Source organism: Streptococcus sp. HMSC066F10 (genome assembly GCF_001813805.1).
Lineage (GTDB): Bacteria > Bacillota > Bacilli > Lactobacillales > Streptococcaceae > Streptococcus > Streptococcus vaginalis.
Genome location: NZ_KV813975.1, coordinates 52,474 through 74,580, shown reverse-complemented (window position 1 = coordinate 74,580; position 22,107 = coordinate 52,474). Strand labels below are relative to the sequence as shown.

Sequence of the window (22,107 nt, the reverse complement as noted above, 5' to 3'; positions counted from 1 at the left end):
GTTGTACTAACATAAACAAGAGAAATTTTAATCCTCGTTAAATCACGCAGCTCTCACACTGGTTGGCTCCAACTTCGCCGCCGTCATCTGTAAAGGTGCGGACATAGTAGATCGATTTGATGCCCTTGTTAAAGGCATAGTTGCGCAGGATAGACAGGTCGCGTGTCGTTTGTTTGTTTTCGGTTTTCCATTCGTAGAGTCCTTGCGGAATGTCGCTACGCATAAAGAGGGTCAGAGATAGTCCTTGATCTACATGCTCAGTCGCTGCTGCATAGACATCAATGACCTTGCGCATATCCATGTCGTAAGCGCTGGTATAATAAGGAATCGTCTCAGTTGATAGACCAGCTGCGGGATAGTAGATTTTTCCGATTTTCTTTTCTTGGCGTTCTTCGATGCGTTGCGTAATAGGGTGGATAGAAGCAGATACATCATTGATATAGCTGATAGAGCCATTCGGCGCAACGGCTAGGCGATTTTGATGGTAGAGACCGTCAGCCTTAACCTTATCGCGTAACTCTGCCCAGTCTTCTGCAGACGGGATAAAGATGCCTGTGAAGAGTTCTTTGACACGGTCAGACTGAGGTACAAATTCACCCGTCAGGTATTTGTCAAAGTAAGTACCGTTGGCATAATCAGATTTTTCAAAGTTGTGGAAAGTCATGCCACGCTCACGAGCAATATTGTTGGATTCAACAAGTGTCCAATAATTTATGAGCATAAAGTAAATGCTGGTAAACTCAACTGATTCAGCTGAACCATATTCAATCAACTGTTGAGCCAGATAACTGTGTAAGCCCATGGCTCCTAGCCCAAAAGTATGAGCTAAGCTATTGCCATGATCAATAGTCGGAACGGCTTTGATGTGAGAGCTATCTGTAACAAACGTTAGCGCCCGCGTCATGGTACGGATAGACTTACCGAAATCTGGTGAAGTCATCATATTGACTACATTGGTCGACCCAAGATTGCAAGAAACATCCGTTCCCAAATGTACAAATTCTTGAGCATCATTCAGGAGACTTGGTTCTTGTACTTGCAGGATTTCAGAGCAGAGATTACTCATGATGATTTTACCGTCGATTGGATTTGAACGGTTAGCTGTATCGATATTTACGACATAAGGATAGCCAGATTCTTGTTGGAGTTTAGAAATTTCTGTTTCTAAATCACGAGCTTTAATTTTCGTTTTATTAATCTTAGGGTTGGCAACCAATTCGTCATATTTTTCAGTAATATCAATATAAGCAAATGGGACACCGTACTCGCGTTCAATAGAGTAAGGACTGAAGAGGTACATTTCCTCATTCTTACGAGCTAATTCGTAAAATTTATCTGGAATGACAACTCCTAAAGAAAGAGTTTTAACCCGAACTTTTTCGTCAGCATTTTCTTTCTTTGTAGAAAGGAAAGCGATGATATCTGGGTGGAAGATATTGAGGTAAACAACCCCAGCTCCCTGACGTTGCCCCAGCTGGTTAGAGTAAGAGAAGCTGTCCTCAAACAGTTTCATCACTGGTACAACACCAGAAGCAGCCCCTTCATACCCTTTGATGGGAGCACCTGCTTCACGCAGGTTACTGAGAGAGATCCCAACGCCACCACCGATACGAGATAGCTGCAGAGCAGAGTTAATGGAGCGGCCGATAGAGTTCATATCATCTGTTACTTGGATGAGGAAGCAAGAAACTAGTTCACCGCGACGGGCACGTCCTGCATTGAGGAAGCTTGGTGTAGCCGGTTGATAGCGCTGGTGAATAATTTCATTGGCAATATCCTTGGCGATTGCTTCATTACCGTTGGCAAAATAGAGCGCATTGAAAAGAACGCGGTCTTCCATGCTTTCAAGGTAATACTCGCCGTCATTTGTTTTGAGAGCGTATTGATTGTAGAATTTATAAGCTGCCATGAAAGATTTAAAGTGGAAATCTTGCTCATGAATGAAGGAAGCTAGCTCTTCGATGTATTCAGGTGAATAAAGCTGGATGAATTCTTTTTCTAAATAGTTTTCTTGAATTAAATAGTGAATTTTTTCTGTGATAGAAGAGAATTTTTTCGTATTTGGTTCAACATTTTCTTTAAAGAATGCTTCCAAGGCTTCCTTATCTTTGTGAAGCATAATCTGTCCGTTGATTGGACGGTTGATTTCGTTATTCAGACGGAAATACGTCACGTCTTCGAGTTGTTTAAGTCCCATATTGTTCCTTTTCTAAATAATTGAATTGTTTTGCAAAAGAAAGAGCTTCTATGGTTTATAGAAGCGGCTGGATAGCTCTATGATTACAACAATTTTATGATAATTTTTTCAATTTACCTGGTTGAAAACCGGAAAATGCTTCCGTTGGAGTTTGAACGACTGGAGCAGCATTAAAGCCTAAGCTTTTCACATGATCGATGTATTCAGGCTGTTCGTCCAAGTTGATTTCACGATATTCGACATGATTCGTATCTAAGAAGCGTTTTGTCATTTTGCATTGCACGCAATTATTTTTTGAGTAAATAGTTACCATAATGAACTCCTAATTTCTTTAAATTCAGTATAGAATTAGTATATCCAAATCAGGGAATTTTGTCAACTGTCACGTTCTAAATATTGTGTTTTGTTTTGGGGTTTTAAATACCATGATACTAGATATAGTGTTTTCTTGGAAAGAGAAAAAGATAGAATGAACTCCTGTTTTGGGCTTCGTTAGACTAAGCTTTCCTTAGGGAACAATGGATTAAAAATGTGTCAATCAATTGGACAGTGAAAATCTCGTTTTAATGAAATTTCAGTAATTCTCATAAAAAAGACTTGCTGAATACACATAAAATTCTTGAAAAAATTTTACAAAGATGTTATAATCTAGAATTGTAAGGGTTATCACATGAGACCCCAAAAAGATTACATTAAAGGAGAGTCAAACTATGGCTTCTAAAGATTTCCACATTGTGGCAGAAACAGGTATTCACGCACGTCCAGCAACTTTGTTAGTTCAAACTGCTAGCAAATTTGCTTCAGATATTACTCTTGAATACAAAGGTAAATCAGTAAACCTCAAATCAATCATGGGTGTTATGAGTCTTGGTGTTGGTCAAGGGGCTGATGTAACAATTACTGCAGAAGGTGCAGACGCTGATGATGCAATTGTAGCAATCGCAGAAACAATGACAAAAGAAGGATTGGCTTAACATGACAGAAATGCTAAAAGGAATTGCAGCATCTGATGGTGTTGCTGTTGCTAAGGCATATCTACTTGTTCAACCGGATTTATCATTTGAGACTGCTTCAGTCGAAGATACAAATGCAGAAGAGGCTCGTTTGGATGTAGCTCTTGAAGCTTCACAGAACGAGCTTTCTGTTATCCGTGAGAAAGCAGTAGAAAGCCTTGGAGAAGAAGCAGCTCAAGTATTTGATGCTCACTTAATGGTACTTTCTGACCCAGAAATGATTGGTCAGATTAAAGAAACAATTCGTGCAAAAAAAGTGAATGCTGAAGCAGGTCTGAAAGAAGTAACAGACATGTTCATCACTCTCTTTGAAAATATGGAAGATAACCCATACATGCAAGAACGTGCAGCAGACATTCGCGACGTGACCAAACGTGTGTTGGCTCACTTGCTTGGTGTACGCTTGCCAAACCCTGCTATGATCAATGAAGAAGTGGTTGTGATTGCTCACGACTTGACTCCTTCTGATACCGCTCAATTAGATAAAAACTTTGTTAAAGCTTTTGTAACCAACATTGGTGGACGTACAAGTCACTCAGCTATTATGGCTCGTACTCTTGAAATTGCTGCGGTTCTTGGAACAAATAACATTACCGAATTAGTAAGAGACGGTGATACAGTTGCTGTGAATGGAATTACTGGTGAGGTTATTATCAATCCAACAGAAGAACAAGTTGCAACCTTTAAAGCAGCGGGTGAAGCCTATGCAAAACAAAAATCTGAATGGGATTTACTGAAAGATGCTGAAACAGTAACAGCTGACGGAAAACATTTTGAACTGGCTGCAAACATCGGTACACCAAAAGATGTTGAAGGTGTCAACGCTAATGGCGCTGAAGCTGTCGGACTTTACCGTACTGAGTTTCTTTATATGGATTCCCAAGATTTCCCAACAGAAGATGAGCAATATGAAGCTTACAAAGCTGTTTTGGAAGGCATGAATGGTAAGCCAGTTGTTGTCCGCACAATGGATATTGGCGGAGACAAAGAGCTTCCTTACTTTGATCTTCCAAAAGAAATGAATCCATTCCTTGGATTCCGTGCGCTTCGTATTTCAATTTCGGAAACAGGAAATGCAATGTTCCGCACACAATTACGTGCACTTTTGCGTGCATCTGTTCATGGGCAATTGCGTATCATGTTCCCAATGGTTGCTTTGTTGACTGAATTCCGTGCAGCAAAGGGCATTTTGGAAGAAGAAAAAGCTAAATTGCTTGCAGAAGGTGTGGCAGTTGCGGACAATATTCAAGTTGGTATCATGATTGAAATTCCAGCGGCAGCAATGCTCGCTGACCAATTTGCAAAAGAAGTTGACTTCTTCTCAATTGGTACCAATGACTTGATTCAATACACAATGGCTGCTGATCGTATGAACGAACAAGTTTCCTATCTTTACCAACCATATAACCCATCTATCCTTCGCTTAGTGGATCGAGTGGTCAAAGCTGCTCACGCTGAAGGCAAGTGGGCTGGTATGTGTGGTGAAATGGCAGGTGACCAAACTGCTGTTCCACTTCTAGTTGGTATCGGTCTGGATGAGTTCTCAATGAGTGCAACATCTGTTCTTCGTACACGTAGCTTGATGAAGAAATTGGATACGAAGAAGATGCAAGAACTTGCTCAACGTGCTCTTACAGAATGTGCAACGATGGAAGAAGTTCTTGAACTTGAAAAAGAATATCTTGATTTTGAATAATATCGAAACGGAGACCATGGTCAATTAAGACAATTGGAATCTCAATTATTGAAAGAGGGCGTTGTTGTCCTCTTTTTTATATTGCAGATAATTTAGGTTTTCCATGCTCCTTTTCACTTCCTTTTGCTCATTTTTGCTATAATGATAATTATGAACAACTTGATTAAATCAAAATTAGAATTGTTGCCTACTAGTCCAGGTTGCTATATTCATAAAGATAAAAATGGCATTATCATCTATGTCGGAAAAGCTAAGAATCTGCGTAATCGGGTGCGCTCTTATTTTCGTGGGAGCCATGATACTAAAACGGAAGCACTGGTGTCTGAGATTGAGGATTTTGAGTTTATTGTCACGGAGTCTAATATTGAAGCCTTGCTGCTTGAAATCAATCTAATCAAGGAAAATCGGCCTAAATATAACATCATGCTTAAGGACGATAAGTCCTATCCTTTTATCAAAATCACCAATGAGATATATCCGCGACTTATTATTACACGTCAGGTTAAAAAAGATGGTGGTTTATATTTTGGCCCGTATCCTGATGTAGGTGCTGCGAATGAAATTAAGCGCCTGCTGGATCGCATTTTTCCTTTCCGCAAGTGTACCAATCCACCTGAGAAAGTTTGCTTCTACTATCATATCGGACAGTGTCGAGCTCATACTGTCTGCCATAATGATCCACATTTCTTTCAAGAGATGGCTCAAGAAGTAGCAGATTTCCTCAAAGGTCATGATAATAAGATTATTGATGAATTGAAAGGAAAAATGACTAGTGCTGCTGAAAAGATGGAATTTGAAAAAGCGGCTGAATACCGAAATTTGCTTCAAAGTATTGCGACACTTCGCACCAAGCAACGAGTGATGGCAAAGGATTTACAGAATCGGGATGTCTTTGGCTATTATGTGGACAAAGGATGGATGTGTGTACAGGTTTTCTTTGTCCGTCAAGGAAAACTCATTGAGCGAGATGTAAATATGTTTCCTTATTACAATGACCCTGACGAGGATTTTCTGACCTATATTGGTCAATTTTATCAGGAAAAATCTCATCTGATTCCCAATGAAATTTTGATTCCATCTGATATTGATGAAATAGCTGTTCAGGCTGTGGTGGATACGAAGATTCTCAAACCTCAGCGAGGAGAGAAGAAACAGCTGGTTAATTTGGCTATTAAAAATGCGCAAGTTAGTTTGCAGCAGAAGTTTGATTTGTTGGAGAAATCTGTTGAAAAAACACAGGGAGCTATTGAAAATCTAGGTCAGTTGCTCAATATTCCCACTCCAGTTCGGATTGAATCGTTTGATAATTCCAATATTATGGGAACAAGTCCTGTTTCAGCTATGGTGGTTTTTATCAATGGCAAACCCAGCAAAAAAGATTATCGCAAGTATAAGATTAAGACAGTTATCGGTCCTGATGACTATGCTAGTATGCGAGAAGTGATTAAGCGCCGTTACAGTCGGGTTATGCGAGATGGTTTAATACCGCCTGATCTTATTGTCATTGACGGTGGTCAGGGTCAAGTCAATATTGCTAAAGACGTCATTCAAAATCAATTAGGGTTAGATATTCCTATCGCTGGTTTGCAAAAAAATGACAAGCACCAGACGCATGAATTGCTCTTTGGCGATCCTTTGAAAGTGGTTGAGTTATCTCGCAATTCGCAGGAATTTTTCCTCTTACAACGCATTCAAGATGAGGTGCACCGCTTTGCCATTACCTTCCACCGCCAGCTTCGCTCAAAAAACTCCTTTTCTTCGCAACTAGATGGCATTGAAGGACTGGGGCCTAAACGCAAGCAAAATCTGATGCGACATTTTAAATCTTTGGCTAATATCAAGAAAGCTAGTGTTGATGAAATTGTCGAAGTGGGTGTACCGCGAAAAGTGGCAGAGGCAGTGCAGAGAAAATTGAGAGAGTCTAGAGATAAAAAAGAATAACAACAACTAGGTCTTAAATCTTATGAATTAAGGTGAAAGCGTTCGTTTTCTCATAAAACCCCTGCAAGCTCTTCCAATTTATGGTAAAATGAAATGAGTATAATAAGAAAAGGAAAGTCCTTATGAAATTTCTTGAATTAAATAAAAAGCGTCATGCAACTAAGCATTTCAATGATAAAGCAGTTGATCCGAAAGATGTGCGGACGGCGATTGAAATTGCAACTTTAGCGCCAAGTGCTCATAATAGCCAGCCTTGGAAATTTGTAGTTGTGCGTGAGAAAAATGCAGAGTTGGCTGAGATTGCTTTCGGTGCAAACAAAGACCGAATCATAGAAGCACCTGTGACGATTGCTCTTTTTACAGATACAGACTTAGTTAAACGCGCTCGGAAAATTGCTCGTGTGGCTGGGGTCAATAATATGTCCGATGAATTGTTGCAATATTATATGCAAAATTTACCGGTTGAATATGGGCATTATTCTGAGCAGCAAAAAAGCGATTATTTGGCTTTAAATGCTGGTTTGGTGGCAATGAATCTTGTTTTAGCATTGACTGACCAAGGAATTGGTTCCAATGTTATCCTTGGATTTGATAAGTCGAAAGTCAATCAAGTGCTAGATATTGATGAACGCTTCCGTCCAGAACTTTTAATTACCGTTGGTTACACAGACGACAAACTGGAGCCAAGTTATCGTTTGCCAGTGGATGAGATTATTGAAAAACGTTGATAGAAAGGAATCTGATTTTATGACGATTGATTTTAAAGCAGAAGTTGAAAAACGTCGCGATGCTCTGTTGAATGACTTGTTTAGCCTTTTGGAAATTAACTCTGAGCGAGATGACACGAAAGCAGATAAAGAACATCCTTTTGGGCCTGGACCTGTTAAGGCTTTGGAAAAATTCTTAGAATTAGCTGCGCGTGATGGCTATCCAACGAAAAATGTTGACAATTATGCAGGGCATTTTGAATATGGCGAAGGAAAAGAAGTGCTTGGAATTTTTGCGCATATGGATGTTGTGCCGGCTGGAAGTGGCTGGGATACAGATCCCTATACGCCAACTATCAAGGATGGTAAATTATTTGCGCGTGGTGCGAGCGATGACAAAGGGCCGACGATGGCTTGCTATTATGGACTGAAAATTATCAAAGAATTAGGCTTGCCGACATCTAAGAAGGTTCGTTTTGTAGTTGGTACAGATGAGGAATCCGGCTGGGCTGATATGGACTATTATTTCAAACACGTTGGTCTGCCAGAGCCAGATTTTGGCTTTTCGCCAGATGCAGAATTTCCGATTATCAATGGTGAAAAAGGCAACATCACCGAATATCTTCATTTTGCAGGGGAAAATGGCGGAGCTGCGCGCTTGCATAGCTTTACTGGCGGACTTCGTGAAAATATGGTTCCTGAATCTGCAACAGCAGTGGTATCAGGAAATGTGCCAAATCTTGAAGATAAATTAGATGAATTTGCAAAAGAACACGGACTTCGATTTGAATACCAAGAATTACCGAGTGGTCAAATAACAATTACGATTGTTGGGAAATCCGCTCACGGAGCATCTCCACAATCCGGTGTCAATGGCGCGACTTATCTGGCGAAATTCTTGACCCAGTTTGATTTTGCAGATTCTGCTAAAGACTATCTTGAAGTGGCTGGGAACATTCTTTTAGAAGACCATGCAGGAAAAGCTTTAAAAGTGGATTATATAGATGAAAAAATGGGTGCTCTTTCTATGAATGCTGGGGTTTTCCGCTTCGATGAAGCAAGCAACGACAACACCATTGCTCTTAATTTCCGTTATCCACAAGGAACCAATCCAGAAATGATCAAATCTAAATTGGAAAACTTGTCAGTAGAAAAGGTGACATTGTCCGAGCACGAGCATGTTCCCCACTATGTTCCAATGGAAGATCCGCTTGTGAAGACACTTTTAGATGTGTATGAAAAGCAAACAGGTCTGAAAGGTTATGAGCAAATCATTGGTGGAGGAACGTTTGGTCGTCTCTTGAAACGCGGTGTTGCTTATGGTGCCATGTTCCCAGGCTATACAGATACCATGCACCAAGCAAATGAATTTATAGATGTAGAAGATCTTTTCCGTGCAGCAGCTATTTATGCTGAAGCAATTTATGAACTGATTAAATAAAACAGGTAAACTCAGCTAGAAATAGTTGAGTTTCTTTCAAAGAAAGAGAACAATTATGATTTACACAATTACGAGTGCGACAGGTCAATTGGGGCAAAAGGTTGTTGCTGAGGCACGAAAACATTTAAATTCTAATGAAATTCGGCTATCTGTTCGAAGTCCCAAAAAAGCAAGTCAATATGTAACAGCAGGGATTGATGTTAGAGCAGCTGATTATTTAGATATGGATTCTATGGTCGAGGCTTGGCGTGGAACGGATGTTTTGATTTACATTCCAAGTATTTCCCATCCAAGCATTGTGCGTGTGCTAGAATTTGAAAATTCGGTCATTACAGCAGAAAGAGCTGGAGTTAAGCACTTTATCTTTGTTGGATTTTTCGCCGATCAAGTCAATAGTCCATTTCACATGGCAGCTTTCTTTGCATATGCCAATACTCGTCTAGCGTCGGCTGGATTTTCTTACAGCATTATCAAAAATGCTATGTATGCTGATCCATTGGTGCCTTATTTACCTGAGTTAATAGAGCGCAAGGCTGTTATTTATCCAATGGGCAATGCCAAAATGAGCTTTGTTTCGCGGGAAGATAGTGCAGAAGCTATTGTCAAACTGGCTATGTTACCTGCCTTACAGGGAAAGACGTATGTTTTGACTCAAGAACGCAATTACACAATGTTGGAGCTGGCTAATCTTTTGTCCGAGGTTTCTGGTCACGAGATTGGCTACTAACCAGTGACGGTTGAGGAATTTGCTGCTCTGTATGATCAGCCTAAAGGTTTCGGTGTTGTGCTGGCTTCCCTTTACCAAGCTGGAAGTCAAGGCTGTTTGGACATTGTGACAGATGATTTTCGGACGATCACAGGACGGCAGACAGCTGATTTGAAAACTTATATGAAGAAGAATTATCAAAAATAGAGGCAAGAAATGGAAACGCTAGAAGACATTAAGAAAGCTATTATGGCTGATTCACAAAATCAAGCATATACAAAGCGAGGAATTGAGCCGCTTTTTGCAGCGCCTAAAACGGCACGTATCAATATTGTAGGTCAAGCACCGGGCATCAAAGCGCAGGAAACGCGCTTGTACTGGAATGATAAGAGCGGTGATCGCTTGCGTGAATGGATGGGTGTTGATTATGATACTTTTTATCATTCAGGTTATTTTGCTGCGATTCCAATGGACTTTTACTTTCCAGGTCATGGAAAATCAGGAGATTTGCCACCTCGCAAGGGTTTTGCTGAAAAATGGCATCAACAGATTTTAGAATTGTTACCAGATCTGGAATTAACTATTCTTATTGGCCAATATGCTCAGAAGTATTATCTTCATCAAAAGGGAACTGTAAAGTTAACCGATACGGTAAAACATTATCAAGATTATTTGCCAGAATATTTCCCACTTGTTCACCCATCTCCACGAAATCAAATCTGGCTGGCCAAGAATCCTTGGTTTGCAGAGCAAGTGATACCAGATTTGCAGGCGAAGGTTCAACAGATTATTTCAAGATGAGCACTTGCTCATCTTTTTTTTGAAACCAAATCTTTGACAAAAAAGGTTCGATATAGTATTATAAATAAACTTCTATATCGTATGTTTTAGAAAGAAGAAAAATGGGTAAAAAAGTAGTCAATAGTGGATTTTACATTGGGAAAATTCATCGTTTATCTAATCGATTAATGAATCATATTTTGTTAGAACGAGGGATTCAAGCTTTTAATGGAGAACAGGGACGTATTTTACACGCGCTTTGGCAAAAAGATTATCAAAGCCAAACCGAACTGTCAGAGCAGACCGGTTTGACGTTGAACACTCTAACCAAAATGATTGACCGAATGATTCGCATGAAGCTTGTGGAACGGTGTTCTCATGAAAAAGATAAGCGGAAAAAGATGATTTGTCTGACAGATTATGCAAAAGGATTAAAAGCAGAATATGATGCAATTTCTGATGAAATCATTGAAATCTTTTACAGTGGTTTTTCTGATCTGGAAATCAGTGAATTTGAGATTTATTTAGAGCGTATTTTAGTAAATTTAAGCCAATCAAGAAAGGATGAAGCATGAACGAGTTAATCAAATTAGTCACCAATCAATGGCAGTTTCTGTTAGGTCTTATCTGGGATCATGTCTGGATATCGGGTTTGTCTATCTTACTTGCTTTAATTTTGGGAGTTGGGCTTGGAATTTTCATCAGTTTCAAAAAAAGCTGGGCTGGTGTCGTTATCGGAATAGTGAATATTCTTTATACAATTCCCTCTATTGCCCTTTTAGGGATTTTGATTTCAATTACAGGAATTGGTAACAAGACAGCAATTGTAGCTTTAACCTTGTATGCACTGTTACCCATGGTACGGAGCACTTATACAGGGATTACAGGTGTTGATCCGCTTCTCGTTGAAGCAGCAGAAGGAATGGGTTCTACTCGCAATCAGATTTTAACCAAAGTGCAATTGCCGCTTGCCTTTCCGGTCATGATGGCAGGTTTTCGAAATATGGTGACGATGACCATTGCGCTAGCCGGGATTGCTTCTTTCGTTGGTGCTGGTGGTCTGGGGCTTGCAATCTATCGTGGAATTACCACTAATAATCAAACCTTGACCTTAGTCGGAAGTGTTTTAGTAGCTTTGTTGGCACTAGCCTTTGATTTTCTCCTTTCTTTGGTCGAAAAATCAATCTTAAACCATAAAAAAGTATCCAAAAAATGGTTGGTTGTTTTAGGTTTCATAACTTTTTTGACAGCAGGAATAATAGCGTTTTTCCAAATGAATCCAATGGGTGGAACGGTCAAAATTGCGACCAAGCCACAGACAGAAAACTATATCTTAGGGGAAATGCAAAAGCAAGTTATTGAAGAATACACCAATCTGAAGGTCAAAATGACCAAAGGTGTTGGTGGTGGTACCTCAAATATTCATCCAGCAATGGTTAAAGGTGAATTTGATATTTATGCTGAATACACCGGTACAATCTGGGAAGTTATTCTCAAAAAATCAGGCTCGTATGATGAAAGTCAATTTAAGACGCTTGAAAGTCAATACCGCAAGAAATATCAACTTGCATGGGCAAATACATTTGGCTTTAATAACACATATGGCTTAGCCGTTCGCAAGGATGTAGCAGAAAAATACAATATTAAAACCTTTAGTGATTTAGCCAAAGCTAGTCCTAATTTAACTTTTGGTGCAGAGTATGACTTTTTTGGTCGTGAAGACGGTTTTGCACGTTTGCAATCTACCTATGGTATGAAGTTCAAATCTCAAGTAGATATGGATAGCGGATTGAAATATCAGGCTATTAAATCCGGAAAAGTTGATGCGATTGATATTTTTACTACAGATGGACAGCTTTATGGTGCCAATCTAGTGGTTTTGAAAGATGATAAAAAAATCTATCCTTCTTATCAGGCAGGAACAGTTGTTCGAGAAGCCACTCTAAAAAAATACCCACAATTGAAAAAAGCATTGGCAAAATTAGACGGTATTTTAACGGATAGTAAAATGGCAGAATTGAACCACAAAGTAGAAAACGACAAAGAAGAGCCTGCTAAAGTTGCTCATGACTATCTTGTAGAGAAAGGGATTTTGAAGAAATGATTGAATATAAAAATGTCAACAAATCATATGGAAATCAAGACATTATCAAAAATCTAAATCTAAAGATTGAAGATGGCACTTTTCTGACAGTTGTGGGGACTTCTGGTTCGGGCAAAACGACATTGTTAAAGATGATAAATGGTTTGGTCAAGCCGAATCAAGGGCAAATCCTTATCAATGGTCAAGATGTGCAGGACACGGATTTGATTGAATTGCGGCGAAACATCGGTTATTCGATTCAAGGAAATGGGCTTTTTCCGCATTTGACAGTTGCCGAGAATATCGCTTATGTGTTGAATTTGCAAAAGAAAAATCAAGTGGAAATAGAGAAAGTTGTAGATGAAAAGTTAGCCATGCTTGGTTTGGATACCCAGCTAAAAAATCGCTATCCAGCAGCTTTGTCTGGTGGACAGGCGCAACGAGTGGGGATTGCACGTGCATTAGCTGCAACTCCTAATATTTTGCTAATGGATGAGCCGTTTGGAGCAGTGGATGCTATTACGCGCTATCAGTTACAGCGTGAATTAAAGTTACTGCATGCAGAAACCGGAATTACAGTTGTGTTTATCACACACGATATAGCAGAAGCTTTGAAACTAGGTACGAAAATCCTCGTTTTAGATAAGGGAGAAATCCAGCAATATGGCACGCCGCAGGAAATAAAAATGCAGCCTGCAAATGATTTTGTCAGAAAACTACTAGAATTAGCAAGCTAAGGAGAAGTTCTATGAATCAAAAAATGAAAGCCATGGTGATTTATGATCCTGGTGGTCCAGAAAAATTTGTTCTAGAAGAACGAGCCATCCCGAATGTAAAAGCAGGCTGGACTCTAGTCAAGATTAAAGGTTTTGGTATCAATCATTCAGAAATTGTCACTCGGAAAGGTCTATCTCCAACTGTTCAATTCCCTCGTATTTTAGGAATTGAGTGTGTAGGACAAGTAGTTGAAACGACAAGGAGAGATTTGCAAGAAGGGCAAAAAATTGTTTCCATCATGGGTGAAATGGGACGTGCCTTTGACGGTTCTTATGCTGAATATGCTCTACTTCCAAATGAGCAGATTTATCCCGTAGATAGCCAATTACCTTGGTCTGAGTTAGCAACAGTACCAGAGACCTATTATACCGCTTTTGGCTCCTTCAAAAATCTGCAGATAAAAGAAGGAGATTCAATCTTAGTCCGAGCTGCGACAAGTGGCGTTGGATTAGCTTTCTTAAAATTGGTAAAGGCGCAATTCCCACAGAATCGTGTAGTTGGCACAGTTCGTTCTCTCGCTAAAAAAGATTTGCTTCAATATCTAGGTTTTGATGAGATTATTTTAGATGAAAAAGGAGTTTTGCAAACTGAGGAAAAGTTTGATAAAATCCTTGAATTAGTCGGTCCGGCTACTCTAAAAAATTCATTTGACCATATTCAAAGTGCAGGAATTATCTGTAACACTGGTCAATTAGGTAGCAAATGGTATATAGAGGAGTTTGACCCAATCGTAGAAATAAAAAATAATAGTTTTTTGACGAGCTTTTATTCAGGCAATGTGAGCCAGCAGCTTATTGATGAACTTTTTAGCTATATTGATGCTTACCAAATAAATGTATCTCCTCAACGAGTCTTTTCATTAGAGCAAATCCCAGCAGCCCATTCTTATATCGAAAGTTAAGTGGGATTTGGTAAAATGGTCGTCTTAAATGATTAACTAGAAAAATTAAAAGTGTGCAAATTGCATGCTTTTTTGAATTGACAGACAGTATATCTACGCTTATAATGAAAATTAGAAAATTCTATAAATGAGGCAATACAGATGAAAAAAAGGATTGGGATTTTATTAGTAGCGAGTTTGTTTCTTTTGACAGCTTGTGGGGGAAAGAAAACGAATGTGGAAACGAAACAAGAAGGAAAAGCAACGTCTGCAAAAGTTGCGTCCTCTGAGCTAGCAAAGAAAAAAGCAAAAGTTCATTATAATGGTTCTTACTATAGTGTAAAAGGAAAATACGATGAAATTGTTATCGCAAATAAACATTATCCATTATCTTCAGATTATAACCCCGGTGAAAATCCTACTGCTAAAGCAAAATTGTTGGAATTGATTACTGCTATGCAGCGCGAAGGCTATCCTATCAGTCATCAATATAGCGGTTTCCGTAGTTATCAAACGCAGGTTACTCTTTATCAAAATTATGTCAATCAAGACGGGAAAGAAGCAGCAGATCGTTATTCTGCCCGACCTGGCTATAGTGAACACCAAACAGGCTTGGCATTTGACTTGATTGGCACAGACGGAAATCTAGTAACAGAAGAAAAGGCAAGTCGATGGCTTTTGAAACATGCAGCCGAATATGGTTTTGTCGTGCGCTATCTAAATGGTAAAGAAGACAAAACTGGATATATGCCAGAGCAATGGCATCTCCGCTATGTTGGAAAAGAAGCAAAAGCGATTGCAGATTCAGGACTATCTTTAGAAGAATATTACGGTTTTTCCGGGGGAGATTATAAGGATTAAAGTTGAACACAAGGAGACAATACACATGAAAATTTACACAATGAACCCTACTATTGATGTCGTGGAAACACCTGTTGAAGAAACTAACCGCATCATCCGTCATCCTCACTTAGAAGAAGGAAAAATAATTCCTGGACACAAGGCTGATGCTTTGGTGACTGTTGTCTGTCTAGAGGGAAAGGTTGATTTTACAGCATCTGGTCAAACCGTTCAACTTGTTCCCGGAAGTTTTTTAACCATGGAACCCAATGAACTTCATAGTTTATATGGTGTGAAAGATAGCCATGTATTGGTTATTCAGCAATTAAAATACTGAATGTGAAAAAAGGTAAAAACTTGGAAGTCATACTGTCGTAGATTCCAAGTTTTGTTGATTATATAAAAAACCTTTCCCAAAATTGGAAAAGGCTTATTATCAACATTTTTTGTAATGTAAATACGATTTTTATTTGAGACCGTATTTTTTGTTGAAACGATCCACACGTCCATCTGCTTGAGTGAATTTTTGACGTCCAGTATAGAATGGATGTGAGTCTGATGAAATTTCCACACGGATCAAAGGATAAGTGTTTCCATCTTCCCATTCAACAGTTTCGCTAGAATACTTAGTAGAACCACTAAGGAATTTGTAGCCGGTTGAAGTATCCATAAAGACAACAGGACGGTATTCAGGATGAATATCTTTTCTCATTTTTAAAAATTTCCTTTCTGCCATGGTCTCTCTGCGAGCCATAGATTCGTTACTTTGATAGTTTACCAAATTCTAGCGGATTTGACAAGTCTTTTCTACCAAATTATTTCCTTTTTGCCAATTCTTTCAATTCTTGATAAACTTCTTCGATTTCTTCTTTGGAGTAAGCATTGGCACCACTGGCAAGAGGATGACCGCCTCCGTCGTGTTTTTTAGCTACTTCATTGATCGGGATAAATTTACTCCGTAGTCGAACGCGGTAATTGCCATTTTCTTGCTCAACAAAAATTCCCCATAATTCAACACTGTCAATACGCCCTGGAGCTGAAACGATAGCGGAAGTATCAGCATCTGTTAAATGATTGGCTTTGAGAAGTTCCTGAGTTAAAATGACACGAGCTGCACCATTTTCATCGACTTCTAAATGGTCATAAACATAGCCTTGAAGTTTAGCGATTTGATAGCTGAAAGAGTCCATTTTTCGAGCCAAAGCAGCAAAATCAAAGGGATACTCGCGAAGTTTACTTGCGACAGCCATTGTGCGGGCAGTTGTGGCAGGATATAGGAAACGTCCTGTATCACCGACAATTCCAGCATAAAGCAATTTAGCAGAATAATCATCTAGTTTGAGTTTATTTTCCAATGCAAAGAGAGCAATTAACTCACTAGCACTACTAGAGCTAGTATCTACCCAAGAAATGTCCCCGTAAATATCATCGTTTGGATGATGATCAATTTTGATGAGAAAATCTCCTTTGTTGTACCGTTCGTCATCAATCCGAGCAGTATTTGCTGTATCACAAACAATAACTAAAGCATGTTTGTAATCATCATCTGAAACATCATCCATTTTAGCCATCCAAGCAAGAGTAGGTTCAGTCTTTCCTGCTACTTTAATCTTTTTCTCAGGGAAATTGACTTGAAGTAATTTTTTCAAACCGACTTGACTTCCTAAGGCATCAGGATCAGGTCGCATGTGACGATGAATGATGATTGTATCATATTCTTTAATTTTATGTAAAATTTGCTTAAAAATTTCCATATGATAACCTCCGCTCTACCTTTTATTCATTGTATCATAAGATGATTATTTTAAAAAGTAAAAGGGAAAAGTAGGGGAACTTTAAGATATTTGAAGTGAAACAATTTGTTCAATGTGTTATAATAAACTGATAGAATTTTTTTGGAGGAAATTATGGCTTTAGCAAAAATTGTATTTGCGAGTATGACAGGAAATACAGAAGAAATCGCAGATATTGTAGCTGATAAATTAAAAGAACTTGGTTTAGAAGTAGATATTGATGAATGCACAACGGTTGATGCAGAGGAATTGCTAGAAGCAGACATCGCAATCGTTGCTTCTTACACATACGGTGACGGCGAGTTGCCTGATGAAATTGTTGATTTTTATGAAGATTTAGCTAGTCTTGACTTGACCGGAAAGATTTATGGTGTTGTCGGATCGGGCGATACATTCTATGATGAGTTCTGTAAGGCCGTAGATGACTTTGATCGTGCTTTTGCGGCAACAGGTGCTGAAAAAGGCGCTGAAAATGTCAAAGTCGATCTATCAGCAGAAGATGAAGATATTGAAAATCTGGAGAAATTCGCTGAAGCATTAGCCGAAAAAGTACGGTAATCATGTAAGAAGGCTGGGAAATTTTCCTAGCCTTTTTTAGCTTAATTTATTCGATTTTAGGCATATATTCTGACATTTCTAATATAGAATAGTATAATAAGAGAAGAGAATTTGTATCAATGGGAGGAATGAGATGACGAAAGAACGAGATTATACCTTTGGATTTCATGACGATGTGAAACCTTTGTTCTCAACAGGCAAAGGTCTGACAGAAGAGGTTGTTCGTGAAATTTCTGAAATTAAAAATGAGCCACAATGGATGTTGGATTATCGCTTGCGTTCTTTAGAATTATTCCATAAATTGCCCATGCCTGATTTTGGACCAGATTTATCCGGCATACGATTTGATGATATTGTCTATTATCAAAAATTAAGTGGGGATCGGGCTAGAAGTTGGGATGAGGTACCAGATGAAATAAAGAAAACCTTTGAGCGTCTGGGGATTCCTGAAGCAGAGCGTCAATTTTTGTCAGGGGCTGTTGCTCAGTATGAATCTGAAGTGGTCTATCACAACATGAAAGAAGAATTTGCCAAGCAAGGCATTATCTTTACCGATACTGACACGGCAGTACAAGAATATCCGGATTTGGTAAAAAAATACTTTGGAACAGTCATTTCTAATGCAGAGCACAAGTTTTCCGCTTTGAACAGTGCTGTTTGGTCAGGTGGCACATTTATCTATGTTCCTAAAAATGTTCAATGTCAGGTGCCAGTTCAGACCTATTTCCGTATCAATGGAGAGAATGCCGGTCAGTTTGAACGCTCGCTCATTATCGTAGAAGAGGGTGGCTCTATTCAATACATTGAAGGTTGCACAGCGCCGACTTATACGACCAATAGTCTTCATGCTGCAAATGTGGAAATTATTGTCAAAAAAGATGCTTTTTTCCGCTATACAACGATTCAAAACTGGTCAGACAACGTTTATAATCTGGTGACAGAGCGTGGAACGGTTGAAGAAGGCGGTACTTTGGAATGGATTGACGGAAATCTGGGCAGCAAGGTCAATATGAAATATCCTTGTAGCATTTTGAATGGCCGCAATGCAAGAACTTCAGTCCTTTCCATGTCCTTTGCTAATTATGGTCAGCATTTGGATGCGGGTTGTAAAGTCTATCACAATGCGCCAAAGACTTCTAGCACATTGATTTCCAAGTCTGTTGCCAAAGACGGTGGTAAGACGGATTACCGTGGTCAAGTCCGTTTTGGCAAGAACAGTGCTGGTTCAAAGTCTCACATTGAGTGCGACACGATTCTTATGGATGGTGAATCCAGCTCAGATACCATTCCATTTAATGAAATTCACAATTCAAATGTTGCACTTGAACACGAAGCTAAGGTTTCTAAGGTTTCAGAGGATCAGCTTTATTACCTTATGAGCCGCGGTATTAGCGAAGAAGAAGCAACTGCTATGATTATCAATGGCTTTATGGAACCAATCACCAAAGAACTCCCAATGGAGTATGCAGTCGAACTTAATCAGCTCATCAATATGAGTATGGAAGGCTCTGTAGGATAAAAGTAAAAACAGTCGTGAGGCTGTTTTTTTGAAACAAGAGAAAGAAAAAAGCACCGAATCGGTGCACGCTTTTGCAAGCTTGAGTACGGACAAAGCCTTATTTTAACTTGCTGTGCTGTTTCGAATGGTTCCAAAACACAATACACTTTAATCATAGGACTTGCAAAATTTTTCAATCGTGCTATAATATTTTTTAGAGACATATCGCTGACTGGAATCTTTTAGAGAGCGCGTGGAGCTGAAAATCGCGCAGAGAAAGGCAGTTGAGACTACTCTGTTAGCTTTTATGCAAACATAAAACGGTGGCTACGTTAGAGCCAATCAGAGGTGTCAACAAACTTTTTTGTTGTACATGAATGAAGGTGGAACCACGTTGCGACGTCCTTTTCGGGATGTCGTTTTTTTTTATTTTGTTGAAGGGAGGAAAAGTTATGCTATATATGATTGGCTGATCACCCTGCAGCGGGAAATCAACGCTCGCTTCCCTTCTTGCTCGGAAGTACGATTTGCTTCATATCAAGCTGGATGATTTGGTAGATGAGATGATAGCTCAAGCAAGAGAGGACTTAAAGCCGATTTCCCTTCTGAGACAGGACAGAAATCCGGAACAAATCTGGATGAGAAATCCAGAAGAGATGGCAGATGAAGAATGGCGTTTTTATGAAGAGATTTTTCCTTATGTGACATCTTACTTGATAAAAAATCAAGACAAAGCCCTCTTGGTGGAGGGAGCAGGGCTTCTGCCTCACCTGATAAAAAGTCTTGAAGAACCAGCGGTTTCCTATCTATGCTTGACTCCGACAGTTGATTTTCAGAAAAAGCATTATAAGCAGAGAGAATGGGTTCCTTATGTTTTAGAGGGAACTTCCAATCCTGAGCAAGCTTTTGAAAACTGGATGCAGCGTGACATTCTTTTTGCCCAAATGGTGCGGAAGGAAGCTCAGAAATTAGGCTATCCCAGTCTCATGACAGACGGCAGTCAATCAATCGGAAAAGGAGACTGCTGAAGAGATTGCCAGGCGCTTAAAATTGCCCAATACAAATAAATAGATATTAAAGGAGAAAACTATGATTAAGATTACTTTCCCAGACGGCGCTGTTCGTGAATACGAAAGCGGCAGCACAACATTTGATATTGCTCAGTCTATCAGCAATTCCTTGGCAAAGAAAGCCTTGGCTGGTAAATTCAACGGCAAACTCATCGATACCACTCGTCCTATTACAGAAGACGGTAGCATCGAAATTGTGACACCTGACCACGAAGACGCCCTGCCTATCTTGCGCCATTCGGCTGCTCATCTCTTTGCCCAAGCTGCTCGTCGTCTCTTCCCAGACATTCACTTGGGTGTCGGTCCAGCTATTCAGGACGGATTTTACTATGATACAGACAATACCGCAGGACAAATTTCCAACGAAGACTTGCCTCGTATCGAAGAAGAAATGAAGAAGATTGTCAAGGAGAATTTCCCGTCAATTCGCGAAGAAGTGACAAAAGATCAAGCGCGAGAAATTTTCAAGAAAGATCCTTACAAGTTGGAATTGATTGAGGAGCATTCAGAAGATGAAGGTGGTTTGACAATCTACCGTCAAGGTGAATATGTGGATCTCTGTTGTGGACCTCATGTCCCGTCAACTGGACGTATTCAAATTTTCCATTTGTTAAATGTAGCGGGTGCTTACTGGCGTGGAAATAGCGATAATGCTATGATGCAACGGATTTATGGTACAGCTTGGTTTGATAAGAAAGATTTGAAAAACTATCTTCAAATGCGTGAAGAAGCGAAGGAACGTGACCACCGTAAGCTCGGTAAAGAGTTGGATCTTTTCATGATTTCTCCTGAAGTTGGGCAAGGTCTTCCATTCTGGCTTCCAGATGGTGCGACTATTCGTCGTATCGTAGAGCGCTATATTACAGACCGCGAAGTCAATGACGGCTACCAACACGTGTATACGCCACCGCTTGCAAGTGTGGATTTATACAAAACTTCTGGTCACTGGGAACATTACCAAGAAGATATGTTCCCGCCAATGGATATGGGAGACGGTGAACAATTTGTTCTTCGTCCGATGAATTGCCCACACCATATTGAGGTTTATAAAAACCATGTTCATTCTTATCGTGAGTTACCTATTCGTATTGCGGAACTTGGTATGATGCATCGCTTTGAAAAATCAGGTGCACTTTCAGGACTCCAACGTGTTCGTGAAATGACCCTAAACGATTCTCACTTATTTGTCATGCCAGAGCAAATTCAAGAAGAATTTAAACATGTGCTGGATTTGATGATTGACGTTTACAAAGACTTTAATATCACAGATTATCGTTTCCGTCTGTCTTATCGTGACCCGAATGACAAACATAAATATTTTGATAATGATGAAATGTGGGAAAATGCTCAACGCATGTTAAAAGGAGCAATGGATGACTTAGGTTTGGACTACTTTGAGGCAGAAGGCGAAGCTGCTTTCTACGGTCCTAAATTGGATGTCCAAGTAAAAACGGCTCTTGGAAATGAAGAAACCCTTTCCACTATTCAATTGGACTTCTTGCTACCAGAACGTTTCGACCTTCATTATGTTGGAGCAGACGGTGAAGAGCATCGTCCAGTCATGATTCACCGTGGTATTGTGTCTACTATGGAGCGCTTTATTGCTTACTTGATTGAAACATACAAAGGTGCTTTCCCAACTTGGCTTGCTCCTCATCAAGTGACGGTCATTCCAATTTCTAATGAAGCGCATGCTGATTACGCTTGGAAAGTAGCGAAAGAACTGCGCAATCGTGGTGTCCGTGTGGATGTCGATGAACGCAATGAAAAAATGCAATACAAGATTCGTCAAAGTCAAACTCATAAAGTTCCTTATCAATTGATTGTAGGGGACAAGGAACAAGCAGATGGTACGGTGAATGTCCGTCGTTATGGCAGCAAACAAACGCATACAGAAACACTTGCAGAATTTGTAGACCATATTTTGGCTGATATTGCTAGAAAATCACGCATAGATGATAAGGACAACTAAGCTAAAAAGTAGATGATAGGATGCAATGATGACACAGATGCATATAAAAATGTGCAATAGAGAATTATACCATATATTCTGTCATCTCACTTTACAATCTTTCAATTTCTGAGCTTAAGCTAGAAAAGATATAAATCAAAAACTCTATTTCTAAA

21 protein-coding genes and 1 pseudogene are annotated in these 22,107 nt (G+C 39.5%); 18 read left to right on the top strand and 4 right to left on the bottom strand.

Annotation, left to right across the window (positions count from 1 at the left end):
• Positions 1–37: 37 nt before the first annotated feature.
• Positions 38–2,197, bottom strand: a complete 2,160-nt coding sequence (gene nrdE, locus HMPREF2933_RS04925; protein WP_024053003.1) for a class 1b ribonucleoside-diphosphate reductase subunit alpha — start codon at positions 2,195–2,197, stop codon at positions 38–40.
• 94 nt (positions 2,198–2,291) lie between these two features.
• The gene (nrdH, locus tag HMPREF2933_RS04920) at positions 2,292–2,510 is read right to left on the bottom strand and encodes a glutaredoxin-like protein NrdH (RefSeq protein WP_003023812.1); all 219 of its coding nucleotides are present in this window, start codon (positions 2,508–2,510) and stop codon (positions 2,292–2,294) included.
• Positions 2,511–2,907: 397 nt separating this feature from the next.
• On the opposite strand from nrdH, the gene HMPREF2933_RS04915 reads away from it, so the two are divergent.
• The 14 genes from HMPREF2933_RS04915 to HMPREF2933_RS04855 all read left to right on the top strand — a co-directional run bounded on the left by HMPREF2933_RS04915 (position 2,908) and on the right by HMPREF2933_RS04855 (position 15,398).
• The gene (locus tag HMPREF2933_RS04915; protein ID WP_003023815.1) at positions 2,908–3,171 is read left to right on the top strand and encodes a phosphocarrier protein HPr; all 264 of its coding nucleotides are present in this window, start codon (positions 2,908–2,910) and stop codon (positions 3,169–3,171) included.
• A 1-nt stretch (position 3,172) separates the two neighbouring features.
• A complete protein-coding gene (ptsP, locus tag HMPREF2933_RS04910; protein WP_024053004.1) occupies positions 3,173–4,906 on the top strand; it encodes a phosphoenolpyruvate--protein phosphotransferase in 1,734 nt (577 codons plus the stop codon).
• Positions 4,907–5,056: 150 nt separating this feature from the next.
• Positions 5,057–6,847, top strand: coding sequence for an excinuclease ABC subunit UvrC (gene uvrC, locus HMPREF2933_RS04905; RefSeq protein WP_024053005.1), 1,791 nt, complete (start codon positions 5,057–5,059; stop codon positions 6,845–6,847).
• 122 nt (positions 6,848–6,969) lie between these two features.
• A complete protein-coding gene (locus HMPREF2933_RS04900; protein WP_070672595.1) occupies positions 6,970–7,575 on the top strand; it encodes a nitroreductase family protein in 606 nt (201 codons plus the stop codon).
• A gap of 19 nt (positions 7,576–7,594) precedes the next feature.
• Positions 7,595–8,995, top strand: a complete 1,401-nt coding sequence (pepV, locus tag HMPREF2933_RS04895) for a dipeptidase PepV (RefSeq protein WP_024053007.1) — start codon at positions 7,595–7,597, stop codon at positions 8,993–8,995.
• Positions 8,996–9,050: 55 nt separating this feature from the next.
• Positions 9,051–9,722 carry an NAD(P)H-binding protein gene (locus HMPREF2933_RS04890; RefSeq protein ID WP_024053008.1) on the top strand — a complete coding sequence of 224 codons (672 nt, stop codon included), beginning with the start codon at positions 9,051–9,053 and terminating at the stop codon, positions 9,720–9,722.
• Between the two features lie 3 nt (positions 9,723–9,725).
• The gene (locus tag HMPREF2933_RS10335) at positions 9,726–9,908 is read left to right on the top strand and encodes an NmrA family protein (protein ID WP_024053009.1); all 183 of its coding nucleotides are present in this window, start codon (positions 9,726–9,728) and stop codon (positions 9,906–9,908) included.
• Positions 9,909–9,917: 9 nt separating this feature from the next.
• Positions 9,918–10,502, top strand: coding sequence for a uracil-DNA glycosylase family protein (locus tag HMPREF2933_RS04885; protein WP_024053010.1), 585 nt, complete (start codon positions 9,918–9,920; stop codon positions 10,500–10,502).
• Between the two features lie 101 nt (positions 10,503–10,603).
• Positions 10,604–11,056: a MarR family transcriptional regulator gene (locus HMPREF2933_RS04880; protein ID WP_006268509.1), complete on the top strand. Its 453-nt coding sequence runs from the start codon at positions 10,604–10,606 to the stop codon at positions 11,054–11,056.
• A complete protein-coding gene (locus HMPREF2933_RS04875) occupies positions 11,053–12,585 on the top strand; it encodes an ABC transporter permease/substrate-binding protein (protein ID WP_024053011.1) in 1,533 nt (510 codons plus the stop codon). Before HMPREF2933_RS04880 ends, HMPREF2933_RS04875 begins: the two co-directional genes overlap by 4 nt.
• Positions 12,582–13,301 carry an ATP-binding cassette domain-containing protein gene (locus HMPREF2933_RS04870; protein ID WP_024053012.1) on the top strand — a complete coding sequence of 240 codons (720 nt, stop codon included), beginning with the start codon at positions 12,582–12,584 and terminating at the stop codon, positions 13,299–13,301. Before HMPREF2933_RS04875 ends, HMPREF2933_RS04870 begins: the two co-directional genes overlap by 4 nt.
• A gap of 11 nt (positions 13,302–13,312) precedes the next feature.
• A complete protein-coding gene (locus HMPREF2933_RS04865) occupies positions 13,313–14,242 on the top strand; it encodes an alcohol dehydrogenase catalytic domain-containing protein (RefSeq protein WP_180364463.1) in 930 nt (309 codons plus the stop codon).
• Positions 14,243–14,383: 141 nt separating this feature from the next.
• Positions 14,384–15,082 carry an LD-carboxypeptidase LdcB/DacB gene (ldcB, locus tag HMPREF2933_RS04860; RefSeq protein WP_024053015.1) on the top strand — a complete coding sequence of 233 codons (699 nt, stop codon included), beginning with the start codon at positions 14,384–14,386 and terminating at the stop codon, positions 15,080–15,082.
• A 25-nt stretch (positions 15,083–15,107) separates the two neighbouring features.
• Positions 15,108–15,398, top strand: a complete 291-nt coding sequence (locus HMPREF2933_RS04855; protein WP_024053016.1) for an AraC family ligand binding domain-containing protein — start codon at positions 15,108–15,110, stop codon at positions 15,396–15,398.
• Positions 15,399–15,527: 129 nt separating this feature from the next.
• Here HMPREF2933_RS04855 and HMPREF2933_RS04850 read toward each other — a convergent pair whose 3' ends face one another.
• Positions 15,528–15,773 carry a type B 50S ribosomal protein L31 gene (locus HMPREF2933_RS04850; protein ID WP_003023866.1) on the bottom strand — a complete coding sequence of 82 codons (246 nt, stop codon included), beginning with the start codon at positions 15,771–15,773 and terminating at the stop codon, positions 15,528–15,530.
• A 103-nt stretch (positions 15,774–15,876) separates the two neighbouring features.
• A complete protein-coding gene (locus HMPREF2933_RS04845) occupies positions 15,877–16,815 on the bottom strand; it encodes a DHH family phosphoesterase (RefSeq protein WP_024053018.1) in 939 nt (312 codons plus the stop codon).
• A gap of 153 nt (positions 16,816–16,968) precedes the next feature.
• On the opposite strand from HMPREF2933_RS04845, the gene HMPREF2933_RS04840 reads away from it, so the two are divergent.
• The 4 genes and pseudogenes from HMPREF2933_RS04840 (at position 16,969) to thrS (ending at position 21,952) form a co-directional block, all read left to right on the top strand.
• Positions 16,969–17,412 (top strand): flavodoxin, encoded by a 444-nt coding sequence (locus HMPREF2933_RS04840; RefSeq protein WP_024053019.1) that lies wholly within the window; start codon positions 16,969–16,971, stop codon positions 17,410–17,412.
• Between the two features lie 133 nt (positions 17,413–17,545).
• A complete protein-coding gene (gene sufB, locus HMPREF2933_RS04835; protein WP_070584269.1) occupies positions 17,546–18,931 on the top strand; it encodes a Fe-S cluster assembly protein SufB in 1,386 nt (461 codons plus the stop codon).
• Between the two features lie 431 nt (positions 18,932–19,362).
• Positions 19,363–20,007 (top strand): annotated as a pseudogene (locus HMPREF2933_RS04830) (AAA family ATPase).
• Positions 20,000–21,952, top strand: a complete 1,953-nt coding sequence (gene thrS, locus HMPREF2933_RS04825; protein WP_070672592.1) for a threonine--tRNA ligase — start codon at positions 20,000–20,002, stop codon at positions 21,950–21,952. The pseudogene HMPREF2933_RS04830 and the gene thrS overlap by 8 nt, the downstream one beginning before the upstream one ends.
• Positions 21,953–22,107 lie beyond the last annotated feature (155 nt).